Source organism: Bradyrhizobium sp. HKCCYLR20261 (genome assembly GCF_051168435.1).
Taxonomy (GTDB): domain Bacteria; phylum Pseudomonadota; class Alphaproteobacteria; order Rhizobiales; family Xanthobacteraceae; genus Bradyrhizobium.
On sequence record NZ_JBNPUZ010000006.1, the window covers coordinates 281,074 to 293,155 of the forward strand.

Consider the following 12,082-nt stretch of genomic DNA (forward strand, 5'->3'; position numbering starts at 1 on the left):
CGCGCCGAATCTGATTTGAGGACATCCATGATCGATCGTCGTTTCCTGCTTCTCGGCTTCGCCAGCATGCTCGCCGCGTCCCCGCTCTCCGCGCAGACGCAAGCGGCCAATGATCCCGCTGCAATCATGACCGCGATCTACACCCGCGTCGCCAAGGGCAAGGGCGAGGACGGCGGCAACTTCGTCATTGAGGACAGGAAGGCGCGGACGAAATATCTGTCGAAGGCGCTGGCCGCCGAATGGGCCAAGATGGATGCCCGCACGCCGAAGGGCGAGGTCGGCGCGGTCGATTTCGATCCGATCACCAATTCGCAGGATCCGGACGTCGCCTCGTTCAAGGTGACGCCCGAGAAACAGGAGGCGGACAAGGCGACGATCGCGGTGACGATCGCCGGTCATCGCGACGACCGCAAGGAACAGGCCGACAACGTCATCCGTTACGACTTCGTGCGCGACGCCGGGCAGTGGAAGATCGACGACATCCGCGGCGCCATCGACGGCAAGCCATGGTCGATCCGCGCGATGCTGGCCGATTTCATCAAGCTCACCGACAAACCGAAACGAAAGTAGCTCCCCATGACCGCCGTCCGCGACAACAAGGCTGAAAGCCGCTTCGAGCTCGACATCGACGGCAACATTGCCTTTGCCAATTACCGCGCGACGCCACAGGCGGTCATCATCACCCACACCGAGACGCCGCGTCCGCTGCGCGGGCGCGGCATCGGCTCCGAACTGGTCAAGGGCGCGCTGGAGCTGATCCGCGCTGACGGCCGCAAGGTCGCCGCCGGCTGCAGTTTCGTCGCCGATTACCTCCGCGACCACCCGGAGAACCAGGACATCATGGCCTGAGAGCCCCGTAGAACTACCGAACGTGGCGTTTGCACCGCGCCTTTAACTTCATGGCTACCCGGATGGATCAGCAATCCCCCGCCGAACAGACAACCAGACCAATGGGGAGAGGCTCATGTTCATCACTGCCATTTTCGACGTTGTTAAGCGCTACATGCACTATCGCGCCCAGCTCGCCTGCCTCGAGCGGCTCGACGACCGCACGCTGCGCGACATCGGCGTCAACCGCGACCAGATGTATGCCCAGGCCTGGGCACGCGCGGCCGTCGTGCACGCCTGAGGCGTTCGCACGCAACCCCGCATCATTCGATCAAAGACGACAAAGGCCCGCACGATGGCGGGCCTTTCGCTTTTTTGCAGCTGAGCCGAGCTGCTCAGTGCTTGATCTCCGGCGGCAGCTTGCCGCCATTGGCCGCGAGCTTGCTCATCACCTGCTTGTGCAGCCAGACATTCATGCTGGCGGAGTCGTTGGTGTCGCCGCTGTAGCCGAGTTCCTTGGCGAGTTCCTTGCGCGCGGCAAGGCTCGAATCGATGTCCAGCGCCTTCATCAGGTCGACGATCGAGGTCCGCCACTCCAGTTTCTCATGCTTGGCGGCCGCGGCCTTGTCGACGATCGCAGCCACGTCGATGTTTTGCGGCGCAGCGGCGGGTGCCGCTGCCGGGGCTGCAGCCGCGCCACCGGCCGCCGGCGCGCTGCCGCCTGCGGCCGGCGCACTGCCGCCGGCCGGAGCAGCCTCGGCATGATGGCCGAAAATCGCGCTCATGATCTTTCCGAAAACGCTCATCAATGGCTCCCAAAAGATAGTGATCGAATGAAGAACTCGGCCGGCGGTGTTCCGTTGCGGAGCGGTCCGACGAAGCCTCTTCGTGCCCCGATCGCCTCCCAACCCGGACAAGGCGACGATTGTGAAGCTTACCGAAGGCGGAATGACGGCGGAATGACTTTGTCCGGGGAATGCGCAGCTTCGTGGCCTTCCCGCGCCGCATCAATGCACTGCGACAGACACAGCTGTCACCGAGCCGTGAGTAGGCGCGGCCACAATCGCCATTATGCTCTTCGCTTCCGTTCGCGAATGGCCGTCACCCTGGGTTCGTCGCGTCTGGCCATCCGCGAATCCTCCAACGAGAAGCGCAGCCCGCCTGCGTGGTTGGGAAGCGCCCTGTGCAAATGAGGGAGCAAACGAGATGGCCACCACCCACAGCAATGTCGACTCTCACGTTCGGCCGGCCGGCGATGTCGCCGCCGAGATCACGATTCGCACGATCGATGTGTCGAGCTTGATGCGCGCGCTGCGGCTCGGCTGGGACGACTTCAAGGCCGTTCCGAGTCACGCCGTGATGCTGTGCGCGATCTATCCCGTGCTCGGCCTCGTGCTGGCGCGGGCCGTCTTCGGCTATGCGGTGTTGCCGCTGCTGTTTCCGCTAGCCGCCGGCTTCGCCCTGCTCGGCCCGTTTGCCGCGCTCGGCCTCTACGAACTCTCGAGCCGTCGCGATCGCGGTGAAGAACCGAGCGCCTGGGATGCGCTGGACGTGCTGCGCTCGCCGTCGTTCGGATCGATGCTCGGATTGGGCACTCTGCTCCTGGCCCTGTTCGTGACCTGGGTCGCGACAGCGCAGGCGATCTACGTCTCGGTGTTCGGCTATGGCGGCGCGGCGGGTGTCGGCGATTTCCTGCACCGCGTGCTCACGACACCGCAGGGATGGTGGCTGATCGCGGTCGGCTGTGGCGCGGGCTTCGCGTTCGCGCTGCTCGCGCTGTGCCTCAGCATCGTCTCCTTCCCGTTGATGCTCGACCGTCACGCCGGCGCACTGGACGCCATGACGACCTCGCTGCGCGTCGTGGCGCAGAACCCGGTTCCCGTCGCCATCTGGGGTCTGATCGTCGCAGTGCTGCTGGTCGTCGGCACGATCCCGTTCTTCCTGGGGCTCACCGTGGTGATCCCGGTGCTCGGCCACGCCACCTGGCATCTCTATCGCGAGGCCATTGCCGTCCACCCGGACGCGGTCACGATCGTGCCGCTACCCGCGCGTCCGTCGAAGCCGGCGGCGGATTTTCCGGCCAACCTCTTCCCGTGGCGGTCGCGTGACGGGATGTGAACTGGCCGATGCAACGATGCCTGCCGCCGGCCTCCAGGCCGGCGGTCGTGCTTAGGACGGGAGCGGCGATGCGGAATGGTGGTTCGCGGCGGGGCGAATCTCACGAAAAGCAGACGCCAACGTGATCGAGAGGCCTTGTTGCTGCCGCGGTTGCGCCTGACATGGAGCGCGCCCAAATTCATTCGAGCGATTGCCGCCCAACCATTACCGTCCAGGTGTTTCGATGATTGTCCGCGTCCTCTCCGCAGCCGCCTCCGCCTGCCTCGCCGTCCTGATCACGTCCTCCGCACCCGCGCTGGCGGCGGTTCCCTGTGGCAGCGGTAATTTCGATGCCTGGCTCGCCGAGTTCAAGACCGAGGCCGCGGGCAAGGGAATCTCGCAGAACACGATCAACGCCGCTTTGACCGGCGTCACGCCTGACCAGAGCGTGCTCAACCGCGACAAGGGCCAGAAGGTTTTCACCCAGACCTTTGAAGAGTTCTCCGGCCGCATGGTACCGCCGCGGATCACCCGCGGCTCCAACATGCTCAAGCAATACGGCTCGGTGCTGTCGCGCATCGAGCAGAGCTACGGCGTTCCCGGCGAGGTGCTGGTGGCGATCTGGGGATTGGAGACCGACTTCGGCGTCAACAGCGGCAAGTTCCAGACGATCCGGGCGCTGGCGACATTGGCCTATGATTGCCGCCGCGCCGAGCAGTTCCGCGGCGAGTTGCTGGATGCGTTGCGCATCGTCGATCGCGGCGACCTGCAGCCGGCCGAGATGCGCGGCGCCTGGGCCGGCGAAATCGGGCAGACGCAGTTCATGCCCTCGTCCTGGATCAAATACGCGGTCGATTTCGACGGTAACGGCAAGCGCGACCTGATCCGCAGCGCGCCGGACGTACTCGCCTCCACCGCGAATTATCTGAAAGGCTATGGCTGGCAGAAGGGCAAGGACTGGGAGCCGGGCAGCCCGAACTTCGCGGTCATCCAGCAGTGGAACAAGAGCGAGGTCTATGCCCGGACGATCGCGACCTTCGCCACCCAGTTGGCGCGGGCCCCGTAGCCCCAAACCGGCAACGGCCGATCGCGCGGGGACGCGACCGGCCTGACGGCAATGAAGCGGATGCAGCCGTTACTTGATCATTCCCGCCTGCATCGCCTTTGTCAGATGCACGCTGCAGGCACCCATCTTGCCGCTGAGCAACGCATCCTGCGCCGCCGCGATCTCCTTCTGCGCCGTGAAGCGGGCGTCGCCATCGGCCATGGCCTCGATGGCCGTCTCGGTCTTTTCCAGATTGGCCCCGCTGCAGCCGGCACCATGGTGCCTCGCCGCCTGAACCGGTCCAACCGCAACAACTGCCGCAGTCATGAGCGCGGCCCCCAACAGTTTGCTGATCATTGTTATTCCTCGCTGGTGCGACGGCATCAGCATCATTGCCTGATGCCGCGACAGTTTGTCGCACCTAGCGACCGTTCGCGCGAAATGAAATCCTTGCGAGCGCGGCGTGAGGAACATGCTCGTCCAAAGGCAACAGAAGAAGTTTTGAATTATAATTCATTGACACTTCGAGGGGACGCCAAGCGGAAATATATCGCATCGCACAATTCATCGAACGGGCCGAGATTCGATAGCCCCGCTTTGAACGGCCGATTAAAAATCCATATGAATACCGGGCATTTCCGGGCCGCCTCTGCGCTGGGCGATCCCTGCCCGATTCTTACCCAAGAGTTACTCAAGCTATGCGCCGACGTTTTAGCTGCATCGCAACATCAGCGCTTCCGCATCGCAACAACCTCTTCTATGTTCATTTCAACGATGAGGTTCACCCGAAGAACTGAATCGCGAACTAAAGGAGATTTTCCATGTTGCTCTCGCTCATTCGCATGGTCCAGGCGTTCCGTGAGTATCAGCGCAACGTTGCCGAGCTGTCGCAGCTCAGCGATCGCGAACTCGCCGACATCGGCCTCGACCGTTCGGACATTCCGCGCGTTGCTGCTGGTCACTACAACGGCTGATCAGCCCTCTTCCGATATCGACCGGACATCGCCCGCCTCGCTGCGGGCGTTGCCGTTTCTGGGCCTCTCCGCGGCGTCTGCCACACGTGCCCGGTTTCTCGCGCCGAGGCTCACTCGCGCATTTGCACCGCCCGGGAAAAGCGCTACCTGTCCCGCGATGACAGGGACCAAATCACCTCACCAGACCGTCCACGTGATCGGCGCGGGCCTCGCCGGATCCGAAGCCGCTTGGCAGCTCGCGGAAGCGGGCGTGCACGTCGTGCTGCACGAAATGCGGCCGGACCGCATGACCGAAGCCCACCGGACGTCCACGCCGGCCGAGCTGGTCTGCTCCAACTCCTTCCGCTCCGACGATGCCGCCAACAACGCCGTGGGGCTGCTGCATGCCGAGATGCGCCGGCTCGGCTCGCTGATCATGCGCGCGGCTGACGCCAACCAGGTCCCCGCCGGTGGTGCACTGGCCGTCGATCGCGACGGCTTCGCCGCGGCCGTCGCCCATGCGCTGGAAGCCCATCCCCGCATCGAGCTGCGCCGAGGCGAGGTCACCGGCCTGCCGCCGGTGGAATGGGAGAACGTCATCGTCGCCACCGGTCCGCTCACCTCGCAGCCGCTGGCCGAGGCGATCCGCGGGCTGACGGACGAGAGCGCCCTCGCCTTTTTCGACGCCATTGCGCCGATCGTGCACAAGGACACGATCGACATGTCGAAGGCCTGGTTCCAGTCGCGCTACGACAAGGTCGGTCCCGGCGGCACCGGCGCCGACTACATCAACTGCCCGATGACCCGGGAGCAGTATGACGCCTTCGTCGCCGCGCTGCTCGCCGGCGAGAAGACCGACTTCAAGGAGTGGGAGACCAACACGCCCTATTTCGACGGCTGCCTGCCGATCGAGGTGATGGCGGAACGCGGCCACGAGACCTTGCGCCACGGTCCGATGAAGCCGGTCGGCCTGACCAATCCGCACAACCCGACGGTCAAGCCCTACGCGATCGTGCAGCTTCGTCAGGATAACAAGCTCGGCACGCTCTACAACATGGTCGGCTTCCAGACGAAGCTGAAATACGGCCCGCAGCAGCAGATCTTCCGCACCATTCCGGGCCTGGAGAATGCAGAGTTCGCCCGGCTTGGCGGTCTGCACCGCAACACCTTCCTGAATTCGCCGAAACTGCTCGACCAGCAGCTGCGCCTGCGCGCGCAGCCGCGACTGCGTTTTGCCGGCCAGATGACGGGCTGCGAGGGCTATGTGGAGTCGGCGAGCATCGGACTGATCGCCGGCCTCTATGCCGCGGCCGAGACCCGCGGCGCCAGTCTGTCGCCGCCGCCGCCGACCACTGCGCTCGGCGCGCTGCTCGGCCACATCACGGGCGGCCATATCGAGACCATCGACGGCGCAACGCGCTCGTTCCAGCCGATGAACATCAATTTCGGCCTGTTCCCGCCGCTGGCCGTGGCGCCGACCAAGAAACCCGACGGCACGCGGTTGAAGGGCAATGAAAAGACGGTCGCCAAGAAGCAGGCGATGAGCGCACGCGCGCTGGCGGATCTCGACCGCTGGATCGCCGAGCATCTGCGCGTCGCAGCGGCCGCGTGAGAATCCGATGAGCCTGCCGAAGACCGACTCCGCTGTGTTGGCGGCGCGCTGGAGCGAAGGCGTGCTGCTCAAGCGCGACGTGTTCTCGACCGTCGAGCGCGGCCGCTTCAAGAGCGACACGGGCGAAGTCGATGCCGTGCTGCGCCGGCTCGACGAGGTGCCATGGTGGTCGTTCGTGCTGGCGCGGCATCTGTTCGCGCGGGAGCGCAAGGCGCTCGCGCGCGCGAAAGGGCTCAATGCCGGTCCCGATCTGGTGTGGGCCGGAGATCGCGCCCTGGTCCGCGGCTTCATCAACGGCGTCGCGCTGCACCTCGCCAAGCCCCACGGCAACGTCGCCTATTTCCGCTCCGCCAAGCAGATGATGCGCCGGCTGCATCGCTCCGGGATCACGCACAACGATCTCGCCAAGGAGCAGAACTGGCTGGTCGGCCATGACGGCCATTGCTACGTGACCGATTTCCAGCTCGCCGCGTGCTTCTCACGCCGCAGCCGGCTGTTCCGGATCGCGGCCTATGAGGATCTGCGCCATCTCCTGAAGCACAAGCGCAGCTATGCGCCGGAGGCGCTGACGGCGAAGGAGCGCAAGATCCTGGCGCGCAAGTCGCTGTTCGCGCGGATCTGGCTGATGACCGGCAAGAAGGTCTATCGCGCGATCACCCGCGGCATCTTCAACTTCACGGATCGCGAGGGCGGCGGCCGGCGTCTCGTCAACGATGCGCCTGTCCTGATGGACATGATCCGCAAGAACCCGGCGGTGCGCGACGCCGCGATCGTCGCTTTCGCCGATCGTCGGTCGGGCGTGGGCCTTTACGCCTTCGTCGAGGCGGAGCAGCCTGCACTCGAAGCACAGTTGCAAGGCGAACTGGCCTCGGCAAAGGGACCTAAGCCGCCCGAGCACATTCAGGTGGTTCACGCCCTGCCGCGCGACGCCAGCGGCCGGGCGCGCACGGAGCTGCTGCAACTCGTCGCCATGAACCAGATCGACCTGATCGAGCCGATGATCACGAGTGACAGCGACCGTGCCTTCCTCAAGGACATCCTGGATTCACGCAAGAACCTGCGCGACCGTTTCAATTTCGAGGCGGATTTGAAACTGCCGTCGCATTGACCACGGCTATGGCTTCCCTACCTTCTTGATGCAGGTCGAGTCGCCCTTGCCATGCGAGACGCAGTCCCACTCCGGCCCAAAGCCATTGGGAACATTCGTCCGGACCGGAATGCCGAAGGCAGCGAGCCAGCCGAACACAGCCGCGAACAGGATCGCCAACAAGACGGCAATTGCATTGCCCTCGAGGTGCCAACAGAACCATCTCCACATGCGCGTCTCCCGCGATCGGCGACGAGCAATCCTGCGGGGGATCTGGTACCCTGTCCTACCCCACCGACGGACGCCCGCAACGGGAGGATCGAACCATGGATATCGAGACGAGTACTGTGCGCGAGATCACCTCGGCGACCGACGTCGTCCCGACCGGAGGTGCCCTTGGCGCCGAAGTCCGGAATATTGATCTGAAGAGCCTCGATGACACATCATTCGCCGCCCTCCTCGAGGCCTTCCACCGCCATTCGGTACTGCTCATCCGCGAACAGCATCTGACCGACCAGGACCTGATCGCGTTCAGTCGTCGCTTCGGCGATCTCGATTTCGCGCCGATCCAGGAGAACGGCCGGCGCTTCGTCGAGGGACTGCCAGAGATCTACATCGTCTCGAATGTGAAGGTGAATGGCGAGGCGATCGGCAGCCTCGGCGCGGGCGAAGCGGTCTGGCACACGGACATGTCGTATCTCGACACGCCGCCGATCGCGAGCGCGCTCTATGCGCTGGAGATTCCGCCGGTGGGCGGCAACACCTCGTTCTGCAGCATGTACGCGGTCTACGACGCGCTCCCATCGGAGCTGAAGCGACGCATCGCCGATCTCAAGATCAAGCACGACGGCACCTACAACAGCGGCGGCTTCGTGCGCCAGGGCGTGACGCCGACCGATGATCCGCGGACATCACCCGGCGCGATCCATCCGCTGGTCTGCACGCATCCCGCGTCCGGCCGGCAGATGCTCTATCTCGGCCGGCGGCGGAATGCCTATCTGGTCGGACTCGAGCTCGCGGACTCTGAAGCGCTGCTCGATGAGCTCTGGAGCCATGTCGCGCGCCCGGAGTTCGCGTGGGAGCACGTCTGGAAGGTCGGCGATCTCGTCATCTGGGACAATCGCAGCACGATGCATCGGCGTGATCCGTTCGACGATCATGCCAGGCGAATCATGCATCGGACCCAGATCAAGGGAACTGAACGCCCGCGCTGATTCGCTGACCTGCAAGCTACGCCTGAACGCAGCAAATTGCCTGCGAATGAGTTGCAGCTTGCTCCAATTTTCCGCGCACGCCGCCTTGAAGCGTCCAATTTCCGACTCAGAGCGGCAGACTGTGCCGACAATGAGCAGATGTTGGCGCGAACGTCCTGCGAATTGCCTCCGAGCCGAAACACCCCCGACAAATTGCCGTGGTTGATTTGAAGCACTGGTGAAACGCGGGAGATGACGCACGTGAGTCTCAGAAGCAACGTGGCACGACACGCCGAAAGCAGCCTCATCCAGGTCATCCCGACGGGAAAAGCGCTCGGCGCCGAAGTGTGCAACGTCGATCTCAGATCCTTCGACGATTGGGCGTTCGCCTCCTTCATGCGCGCCCTGCTCAAGCACCAGGTTCTGCTCGTGCGCAACCAGCGTCTCGGCGATCGCGACATCGCCGCGTTCAGCCGACGTTTCGGACATGCCGACCTGATGTACACGTCGCACGGAACCATGCTCGGCGACAGGCTCGCCTTCTGCAGCCTCTATGCCGCGTATGACGCCCTCTCGCCGGCGTTGCGCAGCCGCGTTGCGCATCTGAAGGTTCGGCACACGACGACCGAAACATCGGATGACGGACGCCGCACCACGATCGCGGGGCCGGTTCATCCGCTGGTCGGCAACCACGCCGATACCGGCCGCCCGATGTTGGCGCTCGGGCAGCGCCGTCATTCCTATGTCGTCGGGCTCGAGCACGACGAATCCGATGCCCTGCTCGACGATCTCTGGCAACTCGCCGAGCGGCCCGAGTTCACCTGGGCCCACACCTGCCGCGGCGGTGATCTGGTCGTCTGGGACACCCGCTGCACTATTCACCGGCAGGAAGCGCTCGGCATTCCCAGGCTGGCGCACAGCCCGCCGCTCTGGAATGCGATACCGACGGCGTAGAGGTGGGTGGACTCAGCGGCCGCGAAAGATGGAAGTCCTGGCCGCGCGCCACAACGTCCACAGCGTGGCCAGCCGTGAGCGGGGCTGCGGCTGGAACGGATCGCCGGGGCGCCGCTTGGCCACGGCGAGGTCACGGCGCACCAAAGCAAGTGTCAGCAGAGCGGGCCGCACGGCCGGCGGCGCCTCGCGCGCAAGCTCCAGCGTATGATCGAGATGCTGGCCGGCCTGCTCGCGCAATTCGGCGACAACAACGTCGATCGCCGGCGTCGGCTTGGCGGCAAACATCTCCTCCTGCCCCACGCCGTGGCGCTCGAGGAGCTCGAGCGGGACATACAGCTGCCGGTGCGCGGCATCCCTTGGCAGCGACGAGATGACCTGCAGCAGGCCGAGCGCGACGCCGGCATGGTGCGCCAGATGATCGATACCCTCGAATCCGCCGCCGACGAGCCGCGCGGCCAGAGCAAACAGCGCCCCATTTGTGTCGCTGAGATACCCGTCCAGCGCGGCCATGGTCGGCATCGGATCGTTGTAGAGATCGAATTGATGCTCGTCGATCAGGCGCGTGAGCCGCTCGGCCGGCAGGCCGAAGCGCTGCACGGTCAGCAGCAGTTCGGCGGCGACGGGATTGCCTTCGACGCCACCATGTTCGTGCCCGGTCAGCGTATCGCGCCACCATTGCAGGCGAACCTCGCCCGGCAAGGGCTGGGTGACAAGATCACGGATGCGCGTGACCTCGACGTTGAAGGCGTACAGCGACAGCAAGGCGCGGCGGATCTCCGGCGCGACGAACAGTGTCGATGCGTAGCGGTCGAAATCATGTTCGCGGACGAGCCCCGCGCAGAACGCGGCGTCGCCGGCCTCGTCCCTCTCGCTCATGGCACCGCGATGAGCGCAGCCGCCACGCGCCTCCGCTCGCCGATCATGACGTTGTAGGTGCGAATGGCGGGCCCCGTCTGCATCGAGTCGAGCACGACGTTGACACTGCGGAGCGCCGCGCGCAGCGGCGCCGGCGCGATCCAGACTTCTGTGCCGGTGCCGATGATCAGCGTATCGATCCTGTTCGCGGCATCGAACACGCGCTGCAGAGAATAGCGGTCGATCTGCCCTGGCTGCGTGACATCCCAGGCCCAGATCGAATCCGGCAGGCACAGCAGCGAGCCGCGATGCGACATGTCGGCGAAGGCAAAGCCGCCCTTGCCATAGCCGTCGATCGGCGCCGACCGCGGGAAATGCGGGGTATCAGCTGACATGCGAAATCAACCTCTCAGCCCCGATCCGGGTCCAATGGCTGATCCCGATCAAGGCTTCTTCTTCGACTCGTCGACCTGATCACCCCGAACGGTTCCGACGCCGAGATAGATCAGGATCGGCGCGGCGATGAAGATCGAGGTATAGGTGCCGACCAGCACGACGCCGAACATCATCACGGCGGTGAAGCTGTGGATCGCCGTGCCGCCGAACAGCAACAGCGCGAGCAGCGCCAGCGTCACCGTGACGTGGGTGATGATCGAGCGCGACAGCGTCGAGTTGATCGACTCGTTCAGCAGTTGCGGCATCGGCATCTTCTTGTAGCGCCGCAGCATCTCGCGGATGCGGTCGTAGATGACGACGGTGTCGTTCAGCGAATAGCCGAGAATCGTCAGCAGCGCCGCGATGCTGGTGAGGTCGAAATCGACCTGGCTGATCGACATGAAGCCGATCGTCAGCACGATGTCGTGGACGTTGGCGATCATGGCGCCGAGCGCGAACTGCCACTCGAAGCGGAACCAGAGATAGATCAGGATCGAGACGATCGCGAGCATCAGGCCAAGCATGCCCATCGCCAGCAGTTCGCCCGACACGCGCGCGCCGAGCACCTCGACGCGGCGATAGTCCACCGTATCGCCCAGCGCGCCGCGCACCTTGTTGACGGCCTCCTGCTGCGCGCTGTCACCGCCCGGCTGCGCGGCGAAGCGGATCAGGACGTCGGCAGGGCCGCCGAACTGCTGCAGCTGGACTTCGCCGAGATTGAGCTTCGACAGCTCGTTGCGCATGCTGGCGATGTCGGCGGTGCCGGATTTCGCGCGGACTTCGAGCAGCGTGCCGCCCTTGAAGTCGATGCCGAAGTTCAGGCCGTGCGTGAAGAACAGCACGATGGCGATGATCGACAGCGTCGCCGAGATCGGGAAGCTGATGCGGCGGAACTGCGTGAAGTCGAAATGCGTGTCGTCGGGGACGATGCGCAGCGACGGCAGCAGGCCGAGCGCGCTGACCACCGTCAGCACCGCGATCAGGATGCCAAGCCCGATGAGAACCCAGTGTGTCACAGTAGCT

The 12,082-nt window shown here is 64.6% G+C and carries 16 protein-coding genes; 10 read left to right on the top strand and 6 right to left on the bottom strand.

Features of this window, described 5'->3' with window-relative positions; translation table 11 throughout:
* Positions 1–27 precede the first annotated feature (27 nt).
* From ACQR1L_RS16670 to ACQR1L_RS16680, 3 genes are all read left to right on the top strand, one after another.
* Positions 28–570: a DUF3828 domain-containing protein gene (locus ACQR1L_RS16670; protein WP_434859023.1), complete on the top strand. Its 543-nt coding sequence runs from the start codon at positions 28–30 to the stop codon at positions 568–570.
* Positions 571–576: 6 nt separating this feature from the next.
* Positions 577–849: a GNAT family N-acetyltransferase gene (locus tag ACQR1L_RS16675; protein ID WP_434859024.1), complete on the top strand. Its 273-nt coding sequence runs from the start codon at positions 577–579 to the stop codon at positions 847–849.
* A gap of 115 nt (positions 850–964) precedes the next feature.
* A complete protein-coding gene (locus ACQR1L_RS16680; RefSeq protein ID WP_434859025.1) occupies positions 965–1,129 on the top strand; it encodes a DUF1127 domain-containing protein in 165 nt (54 codons plus the stop codon).
* A 94-nt stretch (positions 1,130–1,223) separates the two neighbouring features.
* Here ACQR1L_RS16680 and ACQR1L_RS16685 read toward each other — a convergent pair whose 3' ends face one another.
* Positions 1,224–1,634 (bottom strand): DUF3597 domain-containing protein, encoded by a 411-nt coding sequence (locus ACQR1L_RS16685; RefSeq protein ID WP_434859026.1) that lies wholly within the window; start codon positions 1,632–1,634, stop codon positions 1,224–1,226.
* Positions 1,635–2,034: 400 nt separating this feature from the next.
* Between ACQR1L_RS16685 and ACQR1L_RS16690 the strand changes: the two genes are divergently transcribed.
* Both ACQR1L_RS16690 and ACQR1L_RS16695 read left to right on the top strand, forming a co-directional pair.
* Positions 2,035–2,946, top strand: a complete 912-nt coding sequence (locus tag ACQR1L_RS16690) for a DUF2189 domain-containing protein (protein ID WP_434859027.1) — start codon at positions 2,035–2,037, stop codon at positions 2,944–2,946.
* 223 nt (positions 2,947–3,169) lie between these two features.
* A complete protein-coding gene (locus tag ACQR1L_RS16695) occupies positions 3,170–3,991 on the top strand; it encodes a lytic murein transglycosylase (protein ID WP_434859028.1) in 822 nt (273 codons plus the stop codon).
* A gap of 69 nt (positions 3,992–4,060) precedes the next feature.
* Here ACQR1L_RS16695 and ACQR1L_RS16700 read toward each other — a convergent pair whose 3' ends face one another.
* A complete protein-coding gene (locus ACQR1L_RS16700; protein WP_434859248.1) occupies positions 4,061–4,327 on the bottom strand; it encodes a hypothetical protein in 267 nt (88 codons plus the stop codon).
* Positions 4,328–4,791: 464 nt separating this feature from the next.
* Between ACQR1L_RS16700 and ACQR1L_RS16705 the strand changes: the two genes are divergently transcribed.
* From ACQR1L_RS16705 to ACQR1L_RS16715, 3 genes are all read left to right on the top strand, one after another.
* The gene (locus tag ACQR1L_RS16705) at positions 4,792–4,944 is read left to right on the top strand and encodes a DUF1127 domain-containing protein (protein WP_006614327.1); all 153 of its coding nucleotides are present in this window, start codon (positions 4,792–4,794) and stop codon (positions 4,942–4,944) included.
* A 157-nt stretch (positions 4,945–5,101) separates the two neighbouring features.
* A complete protein-coding gene (trmFO, locus tag ACQR1L_RS16710) occupies positions 5,102–6,535 on the top strand; it encodes a methylenetetrahydrofolate--tRNA-(uracil(54)-C(5))-methyltransferase (FADH(2)-oxidizing) TrmFO (RefSeq protein WP_434859029.1) in 1,434 nt (477 codons plus the stop codon).
* A 7-nt stretch (positions 6,536–6,542) separates the two neighbouring features.
* Complete coding sequence (locus ACQR1L_RS16715) at positions 6,543–7,643, top strand: AMP-binding enzyme (RefSeq protein WP_434859030.1); 1,101 nt, start codon at positions 6,543–6,545, stop codon at positions 7,641–7,643.
* Between the two features lie 6 nt (positions 7,644–7,649).
* Here ACQR1L_RS16715 and ACQR1L_RS16720 read toward each other — a convergent pair whose 3' ends face one another.
* Positions 7,650–7,853 (bottom strand): hypothetical protein, encoded by a 204-nt coding sequence (locus ACQR1L_RS16720; RefSeq protein WP_434859031.1) that lies wholly within the window; start codon positions 7,851–7,853, stop codon positions 7,650–7,652.
* 95 nt (positions 7,854–7,948) lie between these two features.
* Between ACQR1L_RS16720 and ACQR1L_RS16725 the strand changes: the two genes are divergently transcribed.
* The gene (locus ACQR1L_RS16725; RefSeq protein WP_434859032.1) at positions 7,949–8,836 is read left to right on the top strand and encodes a TauD/TfdA dioxygenase family protein; all 888 of its coding nucleotides are present in this window, start codon (positions 7,949–7,951) and stop codon (positions 8,834–8,836) included.
* 240 nt (positions 8,837–9,076) lie between these two features.
* Positions 9,077–9,769, top strand: a complete 693-nt coding sequence (locus ACQR1L_RS16730) for a TauD/TfdA dioxygenase family protein (RefSeq protein WP_434859033.1) — start codon at positions 9,077–9,079, stop codon at positions 9,767–9,769.
* Positions 9,770–9,781: 12 nt separating this feature from the next.
* Here the strand turns inward: ACQR1L_RS16730 and ACQR1L_RS16735 are convergent, their stop codons facing one another.
* Genes ACQR1L_RS16735 through secF form a run of 3 tightly spaced genes read right to left on the bottom strand, consistent with a single transcriptional unit; the run spans position 9,782 to position 12,075 of the window.
* Positions 9,782–10,645, bottom strand: a complete 864-nt coding sequence (locus tag ACQR1L_RS16735; RefSeq protein WP_434859034.1) for a phytoene/squalene synthase family protein — start codon at positions 10,643–10,645, stop codon at positions 9,782–9,784.
* Positions 10,642–11,019 (bottom strand): Mth938-like domain-containing protein, encoded by a 378-nt coding sequence (locus ACQR1L_RS16740; protein ID WP_434859035.1) that lies wholly within the window; start codon positions 11,017–11,019, stop codon positions 10,642–10,644. The genes ACQR1L_RS16735 and ACQR1L_RS16740 overlap by 4 nt, the downstream gene beginning before the upstream one ends.
* Before the next feature lie 48 nt (positions 11,020–11,067).
* Positions 11,068–12,075, bottom strand: a complete 1,008-nt coding sequence (secF, locus tag ACQR1L_RS16745; RefSeq protein WP_434859036.1) for a protein translocase subunit SecF — start codon at positions 12,073–12,075, stop codon at positions 11,068–11,070.
* Positions 12,076–12,082 lie beyond the last annotated feature (7 nt).